Below are 17,829 nucleotides of genomic sequence, written 5' to 3'. Positions count from 1 at the left end.
GCCCAGTGCATTAAATGCCAATCCTGAGCTTCGCCATTCACAGCCGAGTATTGGCACATTGGCGCCGCTACAATGCGATTGGGGAGCGTTATACCACCCCTAGGAGAGCTCAGCGTGTAGCTGGAAAATAGAAGACTCATTTAAATGCCCTTGGATCTTGAAAAGCGAAAAGGTAATGAAAGCGATAAAATAGAATGAGTAGGATAAACGAGACCATAGACTTCTGCGGATACCAAGCCATCTAAGTCTATTGACTCTAAAACTAGAAAAATATTAGGCAAAATCTATGAGTGCACCACAAGCCTTTGAATCAAAAGAAGATATTGGCCATTTTGTTGACAGTAAAGTCGTCAACCCAAAAGACGGTCGTTTTGCCGATGTCTTTAACCCTTCTACAGGAGCCGTTGTAAGACGCGTTTCTTTAGCCAGCCGTAAGGATGTTGATGCTGCCGTGGCAGTTGCCCAAAAGGCCTTTGAAAGTTGGAGCCAAACCTCCCCATTGCGCCGCGCACGCATCATGTTCAAGTACCTTGAGCTACTCAATGCCCATCGTGATGAATTAGCTGCCATCATTACTGCAGAACACGGCAAGGTATTTACTGATGCCCAGGGCGAAGTCACGCGCGGTATTGATAACTGGGTCATGCGTCAACCTTTGGGGGTGGTTGCTGGTATCACCCCATTTAACTTCCCCGTGATGGTGCCAATGTGGATGTTCCCGGTGGCCATTGCTTGCGGTAACACCTTCATTCTGAAACCAAGCCCAACTGATCCTTCAGCTTCGCTGTTGATGGCCAAGCTCTTAAAAGAGGCGGGTTTACCTGACGGTGTATTTAACGTTGTTCAGGGTGACAAAGAGGCTGTTGATGCTTTAATTGAGAATCCCGATGTCAAAGCGGTCAGCTTTGTCGGCTCAACTCCGATTGCAAATTACATCTATGAGCGTTGCGCACACTTTGGCAAACGCTCACAAGCATTAGGTGGCGCCAAGAACCACATGGTTGTCATGCCTGATGCGGATATCGATAAAACAATTGATGCTTTGATTGGGGCGGCCTATGGTTCTGCTGGTGAGCGCTGCATGGCAATTTCAGTAGCCGTTTTAGTTGGCGATGTTGCAGAGAAAATCATGCCAAAACTGATTGAGCGCACCAAAACCCTTAAAGTAAAGAACGGCATGGAGCTCGATGCTGAAATGGGCCCTATCGTTACTAAGGCCGCCTTAGAGCGAATTACTAGCTACATTGAAAGCGGTGTAGCTTCAGGCGCCAAGTTACTCGTAGATGGTCGCGGCTTGAAAGTACCAGGTCATGAGAATGGCTTCTTTATTGGCGGCACCCTTTTTGACAACGTCACCCCAGAGATGAAGATCTACCTGGAAGAAATCTTTGGCCCAGTCTTATCTTGCGTACGAGTAGCGAACTTCACTGAAGCATTAAATTTAGTGAACGCTTGCGAGTACGGCAATGGGGTTGCTTGCTTCACAAGCGACGGCAATATTGCCCGTGAATTTGCGCGCCGTGTACAAGTGGGCATGGTTGGTATCAACGTACCTATTCCGGTTCCAATGGCTTGGCATGGTTTTGGCGGCTGGAAGAAGTCCCTCTTTGGCGATATGCATGCTTACGGCAAAGAAGGTGTTCGCTTCTATACCAAGCAGAAGAGCGTGATGCAGCGCTGGCCTGAGAGCATTGCTAAAGGCGCAGAGTTTGTAATGCCAACTTCGAAATAATTGATACTACGGTAGGTATCTATCAATAAAAATAGCGGCCTTCGGGTCGCTATTTTTTATCATGATCCCATTAAAGATTAAGTAGAAATAAAGTAGCGCCGCTCAATCGCGCGAGCGAATAAGACAATTACCGAGACCAAAGCTAGATACACCAAGGCAGCTAAGAAGTAGGCTTTAAAGAATTGGAAGTTAGTTGCAGCTAATTCTTGTATGCGAGCAAAAAACTCGGTGTACTGAATCAAAAATGCAACCGAACTGTCTTTTAGATTCGCAATGACTTGATTGGTGAGCGCAGGAATGGAAAGACGAATGACCTGCGGCAAAGTAATGAACTTAAAAATCTGCAAAGGACTAAATCCCTGTGCACTCGCTGCCTCAAGTTGGGTCTTATCCAAACCATTAAAGGCAGTCTTTAAATACGCTGCGTTGTAGGCAGTCACATTGAAAGTAAAACCAATAAAAGCCACTGTAAATGGAGAGAGTCGAACACCCCATTGCGGTAAGCCGTAATACATTAAGAACAGCAGAACGATTAAGGGCATCCCAATAAAGAAAGAGATATAAGAATTGATAGCACTGCGCACATACTGATTCTTGCTGAGGGTGAGATAAAACACCACGATGCCTAATAGCAATCCTGAGATGCTAATCAAGCCTGCTAATTGCAAAGTATTCACAAGCCCAGTCAGAATTAAGGGCATCTGCTCCGTGAGATCACGGATGAATGATGACCACCCTCCCATTAACGCTTTTCCTCTGCACCAAAGAAGGCATTGATTTCTGGATCAGAGTGCTTACTCAAAGCATCAATCCGATCATCAGCACGAATCACACCGCGATCTAAGAACATCACTGTATCCGCTATATTGCGGGCCAAGTTGAGGTCATGAGTAACGCAGATCATGGTGATACCCTCGCCATGTAAGCGATTAATCAGATCGGCAACATCTCTAGACATGACAGGGTCTAATGCTGAAGTGGGCTCATCAAGAACTAAGACTGCCGGATCCATAGCAAGCGCCCTTGCAATGGCTACGCGTTGCTTCTGCCCTCCTGAAAGCTGTGAGGGGTATTTATCTTGATGCGGCGTCATTTCAAAATGAGACAACTCAAATAAAGCCTTTTCTTTCGCCTCTGCTTTACCCATCCCATGCAACTTGCGCAGGCCCAATGAAACATTATCCAAAACAGTTAAATGACTATATAAAGCGAATTGCTGAAATACAAAACCAATCTGCTTGCGCAACTCTCGCACATCAACATCAGGGCCCAATACTTCCCTACCCCTAAAAGCGATAGATCCGGAAGTAGGTTCAACCAAGCGATTGAGGCAGCGCAATAAAGTAGACTTACCAGAGCCTGATGCGCCCATCAAGACGCGCACATCGCCCTCATTGAGATCGAGATTGACATTGGACAGAACTGTTTGTCCGCCAAACTCCTTAACCAAATCTCTTACTTGAATTAGTGCCACAGTATTACCTCTTTTGATAATGTCATGCTGGACTCATCCCCGGAATTTGATAACGCTTAGCTAGTAACTGAACGCCAAGCAAGCAAATTCTATAAATCACAAAATAGAGAATGCCCACTGCCAGATAGACTTCAATACCCCGCAGCGTTGTCGAGGTCAAAGTCATAGCTTGCTTGGTAATCTCTGGGATCCCAACGGTGTAAGCAAATGGTGAGTACTTTAAAACTGAGGTGAACTCATTGACCATGCCTGGAATCGAGAATCGCAACATCTGCGGTAACTCGATAAATCTGAGGACCTGAATGCGGCTCATACCCATGGCTTGAGCAGCAGTCACTTCAGCGGGATCTATGGAATTGAATGCTCCCCGAAATACCTCAGCCAAATACGCTGAAGCAACCAAACCTAGACTGAGAGCCATCGCCATCAAGGGTGGGACTTTAAAACCAATACCCGGCAAGCCAAAGTACACCATAAACAGTAAAACTAAAACTGGCACACCCCTAAATACATAGGTATAGCTGTCGATCAGCGGAATGAGCCAAGGAATATCCATACGACGCAGGCTTGCAAGAAATAAACCCACCACTAAACCCGTTGCAGAGCAAACGAGCGTTACCAGAACCGTATAAGAAATGCCCTGGGCTAACTGGGCAAGAATATCCAGAAAAGTCACAGGGCGGGCTTTCGACTACTAATTAAGACTTTGATCGGTAGCGATTATTTCATCCACTTATCTAGAATAGCCTTAATCTTATCTGGGCCGAGTTCATTGAGGTATTTATCAAAGTCATCACGCAACTTAGAGTCTTTAGCAAAAGCAAAGCCCAGCTTATCAAAACCTGTAAATACATAGCTGCTCTGAATCGGTAGCTTCAACTTATTCTCATAATTGAGTAATACAGGTTCTTCAATAAAGGCCAGATCAAGATTACCATTTTGCAGATCAGTGATCACTTCAGCATAGGAAGGATACAGTTTGACCTTGCTCAAGGAGTAGTAGCCTTTTGGCTCCAACTCATTTTTAATGAGGTCATCGTAAGCCATGCCACGCGGATAGCCAATGGAGTATTTCTTAAGTTGATTTAAATCCGTGATCTGGATATTTTTATTCTTCATGCTCACCAAATGCCAAGCATTGTCATAGTAAGGCTGAGAAAAATCTATGACCTCTTTACGCTTATCAGTAATAGCGATGCCAGAGAAGGCAACATCTGCTTGGCCGCTAGAAACGGCACCTAGCATTCCAGCCCAATCATAAGGAGTTACCTTAAAAGTGCAGCCGCGAGACTGGCAGTAGCCCTGGAAAATATCCATATCTACGCCGACGATCTGCTCTTTGTCGTCAAACAACATTGGCGGAGATGCGGGGGATACAGCAACCTTGATTTCTTTAGAATCGGAGGACTTGGAGTAAGCCACCACAGTGAGCGCCAGAAAAAAGCGTTTCATAGTACCTATCCTATCCTAATAAATGGTTATACCCAGACCTTGGGTGCACACCAAGTATAGGGGAATCAGGGTGAAACTGGCTACTGCAACGTGTTTTTAAAGGCGGGTAGCATGGGCATCGCCATGACCTCAATGCCTTCGTCACGCAAAGCCTCAGCTTCATCTAGAGTGGTTTGACCGCGAATACTCCGCTCAGGAGATTCCTTATAGTGAATTTTGCGAGCCTCTTCAGCAAATGAGCTGCCCACATCCTCAGAGCGTCCCATCAACTCACGCATACCCTTCAAAAAGGCTGCCTGTACCTGCGCCTCTAATTGAGAATGGTTACTTCCAGTCAGGGCCACAACGTCGCCAGTTAGGCCGCCACTGACACCAGAGTGATCGGTTGTCGCAGGGCTGGCAACAGTCAGCTCGGTTGAAGTTGAGACATTTTTGCTAGAGCTTGATTTAGCAATATGTGGAGCCGATGGCATCCTAGTAATCTCGGTACTATCGCAAATAGGACACGCAAGCATTCCCTTGTCCTGCTGGGCAAGGCAATCCTCCTCAGAGGCAAACCATCCCTCAAAGCGATGATCTAGTGGGCAAGCGAGATTATAAACTTTCATAAGACCTATATAGGGGCAAAAGTACTAAATTCAATAGCCCTATTTTAATAGGATTATGAAATTACCCCGCGATAGGCTTAGGGCTCACAAGACCACGACGATAACGATCCAGCCAGTACGTTGCAATTGTCGTCTTCACATCTGTAATCTCACCCTGCTCCACCCACTCCAATAATTGCTCTAGAGGAGCGGCAAATACATCTAAAAACTCTTCATCATCTAGATGGCTTTTTCCAGATACCAGACCTTCAGCGAGGTAGATGTCAATAAATTCTGTCGAGTAGGAAATGACTGGATGAATGCGACGGATAAAACTCCACTTAGTAGCGGAATAACCCGTCTCTTCTTCCAATTCTCTCTGGGCGCATAACAATCGATCTTCGCCAATCTCCAACTTACCCGCAGGGATTTCAATACAAGCTTTTGCGATTGGGTAACGATATTGGCGCTCCATCAGTACCCTGCCATCATCCAAGATAGCCAAAATAGCAACTGCACCAGGATGTGTCAGGTATTCACGTACCGCTTGATTGCCATCAGGCAAGCTGACTTGATCGCGCTTCATATTCAAAAAGATGCCGCTGTAAATATCCTCACCAGATAAGCGCTCTTCTCTCAAATGGGCATCGCCAATTGGCAAGTCTTTAAAGGATTTTTCACTCATAGCATGTCTTTCATCAATTGAATGACCATCATACAAAATCTAGATGACAGAAAAGAGAAAGGCCCCTATTCGGAGCCTTCATCAGAATCAGTTTGAGTTGCTTACCTATGAACCCAATAAAGTACGGCGCATTGCATCCAGGCAAACAGCCATCAGTCCAGCCGGGAAGATACCTAGAGCCAAAACGAATATCGCATTCAAACTCAAAATTCCACGAGCAAAACCAGATCCAGATATCTCCTCCGCATGCTCTTCTTTCGGCTCATCGAAGTACATCACCTTGACCACTCTGAGGTAGTAGAAAGCACCAATCAATGAGGCAATCACGGCAATGATGACCAAGAAAGTATGTCCACCATCTACCAAGGCTTCAAGTACACCCAACTTAGCAGCAAAACCTACTGTCGGTGGAATACCGGCCAAAGAGAACATCATTACCAGGCCAATAAAGGCAAACCATGGGTGGCGTTTATTCAAGCCCTTGAGATCATCAATAGTTTCGCAATCATGACCCTTGCGCGACAACATCATTAAGAGGCCGAAGCTGCCTAATGTAGTTAATACATAAGTGATTGCATAAAACATGGATGCACCAAAAGCATGGTCGTCAAATACAGACAACATACCCAGCAATACAAAACCCATTTGAGCAATAGCTGAGTAAGCCAGCATGCGCTTCATATTGGTTTGCGCAATAGCAGTGATGTTACCCACTACCAAGGACAGAACCGCCAACAAGACCAACATTGGCTGCCAGTCACCCATCAGCGGCAATAAAGTATTCACCAATAAACGGAATAGCAGAGCAAATGCAGCGATCTTTGGAGCTGCAGCAATCATCAAGGTCACTGCTGTTGGTGCGCCTTGATACACGTCTGGTACCCACATATGGAATGGCACAACACCCAACTTGAAAGCCAAACCAGAAACAATAAATACCAAACCAAAAGCCATCACCAAATGATTAACGCGTGGATCAGCAACTATTCTGAAGATTTCAATTAAATCAAGTGAGCCGGTTACGCCATAAAGCATAGACATACCGTAGAGCAAGAAACCAGATGCCAATGCGCCCAAAATAAAGTATTTAATAGCAGCCTCTACACTCTTCTCACTATTGTGACGCATAGCTACCAAGGCATAAGTAGGCAAAGCCATTAACTCAAGACCCAAATAAAGAGTTAATAGATTGGCGCCAGAGATCAGTATGCATTGCCCCAACAAGGCCAATAAAGCCAAAACAATAAAGTCTGGACGGAACAGTACACGATCGCTAAGGTATTGCTTTGAATACACCAAGCTCACTAACACGGCACCGCATGAGCATGCCTTAAGAAGATTGGAAATAGGATCTGATTGAAACAAGCCGTTCATGGCAACAACAGATGGATCAGCCATTCGCGCCGCATAAACAAAAACAAGATAGGCCAGCAAAATAATCGTAAAGAAATAGACGAAACCAACTCCACGTGGCGTATGGAAAATATCTTGCTCTACGCCGGGTGTAGATGGCTGACGCTCCGGTACATAGACGCTAGCTACCAATAATAGGCAGACAGCTACGAGTAAAACAAGTTCCGGCAGGATGGCGAATAGATCAAATTCTTGCATTAGCTTGTACTCAGAGTTTGCTTACAGCAACATGCTGCAGCAGATTAATTACAGACGGATGAATGATGTCGGTAAACGGCTTTGGATAAACACCCATTCCGATTACACAGATGGAAAGTACTGTCATCATGAAATACTCACGCGCATTGAGATCTTTTAATACCTCAACATGCTTGTTAGTGATTGCGCCAAAGAAAACGCGCTTCACCATCCACAAGGAATAAGCAGCACCCAGAATCAAGGCGGTTGCAGCCAAAATACCAATTACAAAGTCGTAATCTACGGCAGCCAAAATCACCATGAACTCACCTACGAAACCAGAGGTGGTTGGCAAACCACAGTTCGCCATTGCTATCAAGACCGCAAATGCAGTGAATGCGGGCATACGGTGAACCACACCACCGTAATCTGCAATTTGGCGGGTATGCATACGGTCATACAACACACCAATTGAGAGGAACATGGCACCAGCAACGAAGCCATGAGAAATCATCTGCACAATACCGCCCTCAATACCCAGCGGGCTAAAGAGGAAGAAACCGAGGGTCACAAAGCCCATGTGTGCCACTGAGGAGTAGGCCACCAACTTCTTCATATCTTTTTGAACTAAGGCTACTGCACCAACATAAATCACAGCTACTAAAGATAGGAAGATCACAAATGGGCCAAGGTACTGACTTGCATCAGGGGCTATTGGCAATGAGAAACGCAAGAAGCCATAAGCGCCCAGCTTCAACATAATTGCCGCCAATACTACCGACCCACCTGTTGGCGCTTCAACGTGTACGTCTGGCAACCAAGTATGCAAAGGCCATATTGGGACTTTCACAGCAAAGGCCATGAAGAAGGCGAAGAACAGGGGGATTTGCTCAACGATATCGAGGCGAGCATTATGCCAAGCCAAGATTTCAAAGGTATTTGTCACGTTGTACAAATAGAGCATGGCAATCAAAGTGAGTAATGAACCAAGCAGGGTGTACAGGAAGAACTTAAATGCGGCGTAGATGCGGTTATGACCACCCCACACACCGATGATGATGTACATCGGGATTAAGGTTGCCTCAAAGAATACATAGAACAACAATGCATCCAAAGCAGCGAAGACACCAATCATTAATCCAGACAGGATTAAGAAAGAAGCCATGTACTGCGAAACCTTCTTGTCAATCACTTCCCATGCAGCAATCACTACAAAAATATTAATAAATGCTGTTAGAACAATGAACCAGACAGAGATACCGTCAATACCGAGGTGACAGTTGATGTCGTAGCGAGGAATCCAACTAATCTTTTCAACAAACTGCATGCCAGGATTGGCAATATCAAAATGAATAATCAGCGGGAGGGTGGCAATAAAGCCCAGTACAGAACCAAAGAGAGCCAACCAGCGAACACCGGCCGTCGGTCTCTCTGAACCATAGAACAAAATAATGATGCCGAAGAAAATCGGAATCCAGATGGCGTAAGAAAGAATCATGATGGCTACTTAAGTAACAAAGGCCTAGCGAACAAAAGGCAGGTAAGCGTACAAAACCCAAGCTAGCAATACCGCTAAGCCTGCAATCATTGCAAAGGCATAGTGATAGAGATAACCGGATTGCAAATGGCGGATCACTGCAGAAAAGCGCCCTACTGCATGTGCGCTACCGTTAACCAAGAAGCCGTCAATAGCCTGTTGATCGCCACGATGCCATAAGACACCACCGATCCACAGCAAGCCTTTAGAAAACACTGCTTGGTTTAAATCATCGAGATAGTATTTGTTATCCAATAGCTTCTTGATTGGAGCAAATGCTTGCGCAACAACGCCAGGCAATTTTGGTGCCCAGAGATAACCAATTGCAGCAGTCAGCACGCCAAGAACAACGAGCAGCAAGACTGGTGACGTCAACGAATGCATTGCCATCGCGATCGGGCCATGGAACTCTTCAGCAAGTTCTTTCATCGCTGGATGTTTACCGATATCCACAAAGATTGAATCGCCGAAATAAGTACCAAACAGCAAAGGTGTAATCGTGTAGTAACCAATAATCACAGAAGGAATCGCCAACAAGATTAATGGCAGAGTCACAACAAATGGTGACTCATGCGGTTTTTGACCTGGAGCCAAACCATGATGCGCGTGATCATCGCCCTGCTCTGCATGATCATGATGGTGATCATGTGCGTGAGCATCAGCATGTCCCCAACGGGCTTTACCGTGGAATACATAGAAGTACAGACGGAAGGAATACAGAGCTGTTACAAATACGCTAGCCATCACTGCGAAGTAAGCAAAGCCAGAGCCAGGAATATGGCTAGCAGCCACCGCTTCGATGATGGAGTCTTTGGAATAGAAGCCAGAGAAGAATGGCGTACCAATCAATGCGAGGTTACCCAATAACATCATCAGGCATGTGATTGGCATGTACTTCCAGAGCCCACCCATCTTGCGCATATCTTGCTCGTGGTGCATACCCAAAATCACGCTACCCGCCGCAAGGAACAAAAGCGCCTTAAAGAATGCATGTGTCATCAAATGGAAGATGGCGATTGGGTAAGCAGATACGCCCAAGGCAACAGTCATGTAACCCAATTGTGAGAGTGTTGAATAGGCAATCACCCGCTTAATATCAGTTTGAACAATACCCAAGAAGCCCATGAACAGCGCAGTGATTGAACCGATTACCAAGATGAAGCTCAAGGCAGCATCAGACAACTCAAATAGAGGTGACATGCGTGACACCATAAAGATGCCAGCTGTCACCATCGTTGCAGCATGAATCAATGCAGAAATTGGAGTTGGGCCTTCCATAGAGTCTGGCAACCAAACGTGCAATGGGAACTGAGCTGACTTACCCATCGCACCGATAAATAAGCAGATACAGGCAACAGTCACCAAATTCCAGCTAGTACCGGGCAATGTTTGCGCAGCCAATGCATTATTTTGAGCAAAAATGACGTCGTATTGCATAGAGCCAGTACTTGCCAATAGCAAGCCAATACCCAGGATGAAGCCGAAGTCACCAACACGGTTAACCAAGAAGGCCTTCATATTGGCAAATACTGCAGATTGACGCTCGTAGTAGAAACCAATCAGCAAATAAGAAACTACACCTACCGCTTCCCAACCGAAGAAGAGTTGCAAGAGATTGTTGCTCATCACCAACATCAACATAGCGAAGGTAAAGAGTGAGATGTATGAGAAGAAGCGGTTATAACCCTCTTCACCCTCCATATAACCAATGGTGTAAATGTGAACCATCAAAGAAACAAAGGTCACTACACACATCATGGTCGCTGTCAGCGGGTCAATTAAGAAGCCGATATCGAGATTGAGCTCGCCTAATTGCATCCAGCGATAGACAGTACCGTTGAAATAAAAGCCATCCATTACTTGCACTAAGACAAAGCAAGACAAGACGAAAGCGATCATCACACCGAGAATGGTGACAAACTGGCAAGCGCCATTTCCGATGCGATTCCCGCCTAATTTAGTGCCAAAGAATCCTGCAATAGCTGAGCCAAATAATGGCGCCAGTGGAATTGCGCAGAGAACAGGAAGAGTTAAGGTAAATTGCATGACTAGCCTTTTAAGTGGTCAAGGTTATCTGCATCAATGGTGTCTACCTTACGGAAAAGCACAACAAGGATTGCTAAACCAATTGCCGCCTCAGCAGCAGCCACAGTCAAAATAAAGAATACGAATACCTGACCAGCCATGTCACCCAAATAGTGAGAGAAGGCTACAAAGTTCATGTTCACCGAGAGAAGCATTAATTCAATTGCCATTAAAAGCACAATGACATTCTTACGGTTCAAGAAGATACCAATGACGCTGGTCGCAAATAAGATTGCGCCAAGCACTAAATAGTGGGCTAAGGTAATAGTCATTTCTTCTCTCTGCGAGCATCTTGCTTGGCGGCCATATCAGAGTCCATCTTCACGATACGCATGCGATCAGCAGAATTGACGTTCACTTGCTCATGAATATTCTGTGACTTGGAATCTTTACGATTACGCAGGGTCAGAGCAACGGCGGCAATGATGGCCACCAAGAGAATGACGCCAGCAACTTCGAAAGCATAAACATAATCAACGAAGATCAATATACCCAAAGCTTGGGTATTGCCCATAGCCGTCTCTTCAAGCATCGGCTGCACTGGAGCGCTTGTGCCGATAAAGCTACGAATCAAGACAATAGACAGCTCTAAGACGATGACCGCACCCATCAAGAACGCTACGGGTAAGAACCTCTTGAAATTACGACGTAAATGCTCGAGATCAAGATCCATCATCATGACCACAAACAAGAAGAGCACCATCACGGCACCAACGTAAACAAGAATGAGAGCCAAGCTTAAGAACTCTGCTTTCAGAAGCATCCAAAGACCAGAGGCGCAGAAGAATGCCAAAACCAAGAATAGTGCGGCATGCACTGGGTTACGAGCAGTAATCACGCGCAATGCTGAAATCACTAGGAGCCCAGCAAAGGCATAAAAGAAGGCTGCGAAGAGTGTAGAAGTATCGAATGTCATATGTCGTTGTGTTCTATTCGATTAACGATAAGGCGCATCAGCTGCGCGGTTAGCGGCAATATCTTTTTCATACTTATCGCCTACAACCAAAAGCATTTCTTTGGTGAAGTACAAATCTCCACGCTTATCGCCGAAATACTCAAAAATGTTCGTTTCAACAATAGCGTCTACTGGGCAAGCCTCTTCGCAAAAGCCACAGAAAATACACTTAGTTAAATCAATGTCATAACGGCTGGTGCTGCGAGTACCATCATCACGCTCAGCAGTTTCAATCGTAATGGCGTATGCAGGACATACCGCCTCACACAATTTGCAGCCAATACAACGCTCTTCCCCATTTTCATAACGGCGCAAAGCATGCAAACCGCGGAAGCGCACGGACTGTGGAGTCTTCTCTTCTGGATATTGAACGGTAATTTTTGGCTTGAAGAGATAGCGACCGGTAATCGACATACCAGTCAAGATATCTTTGAGCATCAAGCTATCGAGGAATTGGGAAATTTTCTTAAACATGATTAATCAACTTATTTCCAAATATTCCATGGGGATACAACCCAGGCGCCAACGACAACCACCCAGAATACGCAGATGGGAATAAAGATCTTCCAACCCAACCGCATGATTTGGTCATAGCGATAGCGTGGCAATGTAGCACGCAACCAAATGACGCAAGACAAGAGGAAGAATGTTTTAGCAAATAACCAGAAGAAGCCTGGGATATCACGCAGGATTGGCAAATCAACAATCGGCAACCAACCGCCCAAGAACATCGTTGCAGACAATGCAGCAATCAAGATCATGTTGGCATATTCAGCCAAGAAGAACATTGCAAAAGCCATACCGGAGTACTCAACCATATGACCTGCAACAATCTCGGACTCACCCTCAACTACGTCAAATGGATGACGATTGGTTTCAGCTACACCAGAGATAAAGTAAATCACGAACATTGGGAGCAATGGCAACCAATTCCAAGAGAGGAAGTTCAATCCCATACCAGCAAAGTAACCCTGCTCTTGAGAGGCAACGATGCTACTCAGATTCAAAGAGCCTGAAGTCAGCAATACTGTGACTAATGCAAAACCCATCGCAATTTCGTAAGAAATCATTTGCGCTGAAGCACGCATTGCACCAAGGAAAGGATATTTGGAGTTAGATGACCAACCCGCCAAGATGACACCATAAACACCAATAGATGAGATTGCCATTACGTACAGCAAGCCTGCATTGACGTCTGCCAAGACCATTTTTGCCTGGAATGGAATTACTGCCCAAGTAGCAAAAGCCGGCATGATCACCATCACCGGTGCAATGAAATACAAAACCTTGCTAGACCGAGTAGGAGAAATAATCTCCTTCATGAGCAACTTCAAAGCGTCGGCAATTGGTTGCAGCAAACCTAATGGGCCAACACGGTTTGGTCCGAGTCGGATATGCATCCAGCCGATTAACTTACGCTCCCAAAGAGTCATATAAGCAACGGCGCCAAACATTGGCAACACGATGATCACGATACGCACCAAAGCCCAAACTAATGGCCATAGTGAGCCAAAGATTGCCTCACCTTGGGTGGTAATGAGGTTCAAGAAATTATCCATCTCGTCCCTTATGCCTTGCTAACAGTTACAGGACCAAACATCGATCCCAATTTAGCGCTAGCCATAGTGCCCGCAGAAATTCTGACAGCGCCCTGAGCTAAATTCGCTTCCAATGTGACTGGCAAATCTACGGACTGACCATCTTGAGTCACTCGCACAGCACCGCCCTCTTTCAAACCCAACTCATTAAAGAGTGCTTGACCCAATCCAACTTGATGTCCACGCTTCGCATCACGCGTTAACTGCAATGCTGACGAACGGCGGATGATTTGGTCGCCGGCGTAAATACCAACATCAGATAAACGCTCTAAACCTGCTGCTACAGCTGCGTTTCCATTAACCAATCCGCTTGCAGTAGATTGATTTGATAACTTAGTGCAATAGTTTTCACCAAGCGCTTCACCCAATACCTCTTCAGGCATGTTGTACAAGAATCCATCTAAATTCAATAAACCACCTAGAACACGTAATACTTTCCACGCTGGACGAGAATCACCCAACGGTTTTACCGCGGGTTGAATCGTTTGCGCACGGCCTTCTGCGTTAACGAAAGTAGAAACTGTTTCTGTGAATGTAGAGATCGGCAGAATCACATCGGCGACCTCAAGCAGATCAGCACTCTTATAGGCACTTAAGCCAATCACTGTATTGGCTTTAGCCAAAGCAGCACGCGCTTGCGTAGGATTTGGCAAGTCAGCGTCTGGCTCGATATTCATCAAGATGACAGCACGACGATCACCAGAAAGCACTGATTCAACACCAACACCGTTGGCATTGACCAAGCTAGCACCAACAGCATTACCGCCAACCGGTAAGAAGCCTAAAGTAGCGCCAGTTTGCTCGGCAATGAATTGCGCCAAGACATGTAAGTCAGATGCTTGTGGATGCGCGATTGCAGCAGAGCCTAGCAATACTGAAGTAGACGTACCAGACAGCAAACTATCCGCAATTTTTTGCGCAGTAGCAGAAATTGTTAAGTTAGGTATGCCCGCTGGAGCAGCAGCAGATTTTGCTTTAGCCACCGCCAAAGCAACTTCACTCAATGTGTTAACCCATGCGCTTGGAGCAGCAGCAATGCCAGCAGCAGAAATCAACCAATCATCGCCACCCGCATCAATACGTGCAACTTGCAAGCCATGCTTTGTGCCGGTACGTAAACGCACAGCAATCAATGGCTGTTCTTTACGTAAGAAGCTGCCGATTACCAAAACACGATCGAGCTCACTTAATTTGCTAATTGGCATGCCCAACCATGGGGCAGAAGCAGCACCTTTCACGTCAGCTTGACGTAAACGAGTCTCAACTTGCTTAGAACCCAAACCGCGAATCATTTTTTGGAGCAAGAATAACTCTTCAGTACTGGAGATTGGGTGCGCTAAAGCAGCAACCGCTTCAGGACCGCTCTCAGAAGAAATGGTTTTGAGTGAATGAGCAACGTAATCTAGTGCGGATTGCCAGTCAGTCTCTAACCACTGACCGCCCTGCTTCACCATTGGTGTAGTTACGCGATCTGCACTATTGAGACCTTCATAAGCAAAACGATCACGGTCACTAATCCAGCACTCATTAATTGCATCATTCTCCAAAGCTACAACGCGCATCACTTTGTTAGCTTTTGTTTGAATAGTCGTGTTCGCACCAAGACTGTCATGCGGACTTACAGAACGCTTACGACCCAATTCCCAAGTACGAGCAGCGTAGCGGAAAGGCTTGCTAGTCAATGCACCTACTGGGCACAAATCAATCATGTTTCCAGACAACTCTGAATCAATGGTTTGACCTGCAAAAGTCGTGATTTCAGAATGCTCACCACGGTTGACCATACCCAATTCCATGACGCCGGCAACTTCTTGGCCAAAACGTACGCAACGGGTGCAGTGAATACAACGCGTCATCTCTTGCATAGAGATAAGTGGGCCAACATTCTTATGAAATACAACACGCTTATCTTCTTCGTAGCGTGAATTCGATTTACCGTAACCCACCGCTAAATCCTGCAGCTGGCACTCACCACCTTGATCGCAAATTGGGCAATCTAAAGGATGGTTAATGAGCAAGAACTCCATAACAGAGCGCTGAGCTTCAACTGCTTTAGCAGAATGCGTAAACACCTTCATACCTTGCGTAACTGGAGTAGCGCAAGCTGGCAATGGCTTTAGCGCCTTCTCTACTTCTACCAAACACATACGGCAGTTAGCAGCAATAGATAACTTCTTGTGATAACAGAAGTGAGGAATATAAGTACCGAGCTTATTCGCGGCGTGCATCACCATCGAACCTTGCGGAACCTCTACTGCCTTACCATCTAATTCGATTTCAACCATGCTCACTTTAAGATGTCCCGTGCTCAATGTCTTATAAAGGTTTTGCAGAATCTAAGCAGCGCTTATGTTCTACGTGATACGCAAATTCATCCATGTAATGTTTCAACATGCCACGAACCGGCATAGCAGCCGCATCACCTAGAGCGCAAATCGTGCGACCCTGAATGTTTGCCGCTACATCGTTTAATAAATCCAAATCTTCTGGACGACCTTCGCCATGCTCAATACGATGAACGATGCGCCATAACCAGCCAGTACCCTCACGACATGGGGTGCACTGACCACATGATTCTTCGTGATAGAAATAAGATAAGCGCTCCAAGGCACGAACCATACAACGGGTTTCATTCATCACAATCACGGCACCAGATCCCAACATCGAACCTGCTTTGGCAATGCTGTCGTAATCCATCGTGAGAGTCATCATCTCGGCACCCGGAATCACTGGGGAAGAAGATCCACCAGGAATAACTGCCTTCAATGGAATGCCATCACGCATACCGCCAGCAAGCTTCAATAAATCAGCAAACGGGGTGCCTAATGGAATCTCATAGTTACCTGGATAAGTAACGTCGCCAGAGATAGAGAAAATCTTCGTACCACCGTTATTTGGCTTGCCCAACTCTAAATACGCTGGACCACCGATTGCCATGATGAATGGCACAGCGGCAAAAGTTTCAGTGTTATTGATCGTGGTTGGCTTGCCATACAAACCAAAGCTTGCAGGGAATGGTGGCTTAAAGCGAGGCTGACCCTTCTTACCTTCAAGCGACTCTAAAAGCGCAGTCTCTTCACCGCAGATATATGCACCCCAACCTGGAGCAGCATGCAATTGGAAGTTGAAATCGCTACCCATGATCTTGTCGCCAAGATATCCAGCAGCACGAGCTTCCTCAAGCGCTTCCTCGAAACGGGAATAGACTTCCCAAATTTCACCGTGGATATAGTTGTAGCCCACAGTAATGCCCATAGTGTAGGCACCAATAATCATGCCCTCAATCAAGGCATGTGGGTTGTAACGCATGATGTCGCGGTCTTTAAATGTACCCGGCTCACCTTCGTCACTATTACAAACTAAATACTTTTGGCCAGGGAATTGACGGGGCATAAAGCTCCACTTCAACCCTGTTGGGAAGCCTGCGCCTCCACGACCACGTAAAGATGATGCTTTTAATTCAGCAATGATCGCATCCGGTGCGACTTTGTCATTAATAATGCGACGCAGCTGTTGATATCCGCCACGGCTTTCATAATCTTTTAAACGCCAGTTCTCACCATTTAATCCAGCAAGGATTAAAGGCTTAATGTGTCTATCGTGCAAGCTGGTCATACTGCTTTCCCTTCAGCACGGAGTTCATTTAATAGAGCATCAATCTTTTCTTTACTCATGAAGCTACACATACGCTTGTTATTGACCAGCATTACTGGAGAGTCTCCACAAACACCCATGCACTCACCCTCTTTCAAGGTGAATGTGCCACAAGGAGTTGTCTCGTTATAGCCGATGCCTAATGTTTCTTTTAAATACGTTGCAGCAGCTTCACCATGAGTTAACTGGCAAGGTAGGTTTGTGCAAATTACTAATTTGTACTTACCAATCGGCTTGGTGTCATACATATTGTAGAAAGTAGCTACCTCATCCACCGCAATGGTTGGCATTTCTAAAATCTGGGCGACTGTCTCAATTACCTCAGGCGAAACCCAACCTGCCTCAGTTTGAGCAGCAATTAAGGAAGCCATCACAGCAGATTGCTTTTGCTCTGGAGGATATTTCGCGACATTGCGTGCAATGTCTGCGAGCGTTTTGTCAGATAGTTGAAGAGTTGTTGTCATGAATTCATCCTTGGCG

General features: G+C 45.9%; 17 protein-coding genes. 1 reads left to right on the top strand and 16 read right to left on the bottom strand.

The window, feature by feature from the left end; genetic code table 11:
- The first annotated feature begins 286 nt into the window (after nt 1-286).
- Nucleotides 287-1,732 (top strand): CoA-acylating methylmalonate-semialdehyde dehydrogenase, encoded by a 1,446-nt coding sequence (locus DXE44_RS03575; protein WP_174221112.1) that lies wholly within the window; start codon nt 287-289, stop codon nt 1,730-1,732.
- A 77-nt stretch (nt 1,733-1,809) separates the two neighbouring features.
- On the opposite strand, the gene DXE44_RS03570 is transcribed toward DXE44_RS03575, so the two are convergent.
- The 16 genes from DXE44_RS03570 to nuoE all read right to left on the bottom strand — a co-directional run bounded on the left by DXE44_RS03570 (nt 1,810) and on the right by nuoE (nt 17,813).
- Entirely contained in the window at nt 1,810-2,433 is a 624-nt protein-coding gene (locus tag DXE44_RS03570; protein ID WP_197712824.1) for an amino acid ABC transporter permease, read from the bottom strand.
- A 41-nt stretch (nt 2,434-2,474) separates the two neighbouring features.
- A complete protein-coding gene (locus DXE44_RS03565; protein ID WP_114652712.1) occupies nt 2,475-3,206 on the bottom strand; it encodes an amino acid ABC transporter ATP-binding protein in 732 nt (243 codons plus the stop codon).
- Between the two features lie 22 nt (nt 3,207-3,228).
- Complete coding sequence (locus DXE44_RS03560; protein WP_114652710.1) at nt 3,229-3,882, bottom strand: amino acid ABC transporter permease; 654 nt, start codon at nt 3,880-3,882, stop codon at nt 3,229-3,231.
- A 44-nt stretch (nt 3,883-3,926) separates the two neighbouring features.
- Complete coding sequence (locus DXE44_RS03555) at nt 3,927-4,658, bottom strand: transporter substrate-binding domain-containing protein (protein ID WP_114652708.1); 732 nt, start codon at nt 4,656-4,658, stop codon at nt 3,927-3,929.
- Between the two features lie 80 nt (nt 4,659-4,738).
- Complete coding sequence (locus DXE44_RS03550) at nt 4,739-5,266, bottom strand: DUF1178 family protein (protein ID WP_114652706.1); 528 nt, start codon at nt 5,264-5,266, stop codon at nt 4,739-4,741.
- Between the two features lie 61 nt (nt 5,267-5,327).
- Nucleotides 5,328-5,930 (bottom strand): NUDIX domain-containing protein, encoded by a 603-nt coding sequence (locus DXE44_RS03545; protein ID WP_114652704.1) that lies wholly within the window; start codon nt 5,928-5,930, stop codon nt 5,328-5,330.
- A 105-nt stretch (nt 5,931-6,035) separates the two neighbouring features.
- The gene (nuoN, locus tag DXE44_RS03540) at nt 6,036-7,541 is read right to left on the bottom strand and encodes an NADH-quinone oxidoreductase subunit NuoN (protein WP_114652702.1); all 1,506 of its coding nucleotides are present in this window, start codon (nt 7,539-7,541) and stop codon (nt 6,036-6,038) included.
- A gap of 10 nt (nt 7,542-7,551) precedes the next feature.
- On the bottom strand, nt 7,552-9,018 hold the full coding sequence (locus DXE44_RS03535) for an NADH-quinone oxidoreductase subunit M (RefSeq protein WP_114652699.1): 1,467 nt from the start codon (nt 9,016-9,018) through the stop codon (nt 7,552-7,554).
- A gap of 24 nt (nt 9,019-9,042) precedes the next feature.
- Complete coding sequence (gene nuoL / locus DXE44_RS03530; RefSeq protein WP_114652697.1) at nt 9,043-11,103, bottom strand: NADH-quinone oxidoreductase subunit L; 2,061 nt, start codon at nt 11,101-11,103, stop codon at nt 9,043-9,045.
- Between the two features lie 2 nt (nt 11,104-11,105).
- Complete coding sequence (nuoK, locus tag DXE44_RS03525) at nt 11,106-11,414, bottom strand: NADH-quinone oxidoreductase subunit NuoK (protein WP_114652695.1); 309 nt, start codon at nt 11,412-11,414, stop codon at nt 11,106-11,108.
- Nucleotides 11,411-12,058: an NADH-quinone oxidoreductase subunit J gene (locus DXE44_RS03520; protein WP_114652691.1), complete on the bottom strand. Its 648-nt coding sequence runs from the start codon at nt 12,056-12,058 to the stop codon at nt 11,411-11,413. The genes nuoK and DXE44_RS03520 overlap by 4 nt, the downstream gene beginning before the upstream one ends.
- 21 nt (nt 12,059-12,079) lie before the next feature.
- Complete coding sequence (gene nuoI / locus DXE44_RS03515; RefSeq protein ID WP_114652689.1) at nt 12,080-12,571, bottom strand: NADH-quinone oxidoreductase subunit NuoI; 492 nt, start codon at nt 12,569-12,571, stop codon at nt 12,080-12,082.
- Nucleotides 12,572-12,582: 11 nt separating this feature from the next.
- Nucleotides 12,583-13,656 carry an NADH-quinone oxidoreductase subunit NuoH gene (gene nuoH / locus DXE44_RS03510; protein ID WP_114652687.1) on the bottom strand — a complete coding sequence of 358 codons (1,074 nt, stop codon included), beginning with the start codon at nt 13,654-13,656 and terminating at the stop codon, nt 12,583-12,585.
- Nucleotides 13,657-13,664: 8 nt separating this feature from the next.
- Entirely contained in the window at nt 13,665-15,980 is a 2,316-nt protein-coding gene (nuoG, locus tag DXE44_RS03505) for an NADH-quinone oxidoreductase subunit NuoG (RefSeq protein WP_114652685.1), read from the bottom strand.
- A 31-nt stretch (nt 15,981-16,011) separates the two neighbouring features.
- Nucleotides 16,012-17,310 carry an NADH-quinone oxidoreductase subunit NuoF gene (gene nuoF, locus DXE44_RS03500; RefSeq protein ID WP_114652683.1) on the bottom strand — a complete coding sequence of 433 codons (1,299 nt, stop codon included), beginning with the start codon at nt 17,308-17,310 and terminating at the stop codon, nt 16,012-16,014.
- On the bottom strand, nt 17,307-17,813 hold the full coding sequence (gene nuoE / locus DXE44_RS03495) for an NADH-quinone oxidoreductase subunit NuoE (protein WP_114652681.1): 507 nt from the start codon (nt 17,811-17,813) through the stop codon (nt 17,307-17,309). Before nuoE ends, nuoF begins: the two co-directional genes overlap by 4 nt.
- Nucleotides 17,814-17,829: the final 16 nt, after the last annotated feature.

Origin of the sequence: Polynucleobacter necessarius (genome assembly GCF_900095175.1) — a bacterium.
GTDB lineage: Bacteria > Pseudomonadota > Gammaproteobacteria > Burkholderiales > Burkholderiaceae > Polynucleobacter > Polynucleobacter necessarius_I.
The sequence above is the reverse complement of the archived record's forward strand: the minus strand, read 5'-3'. Positions and strand labels throughout refer to the sequence as shown.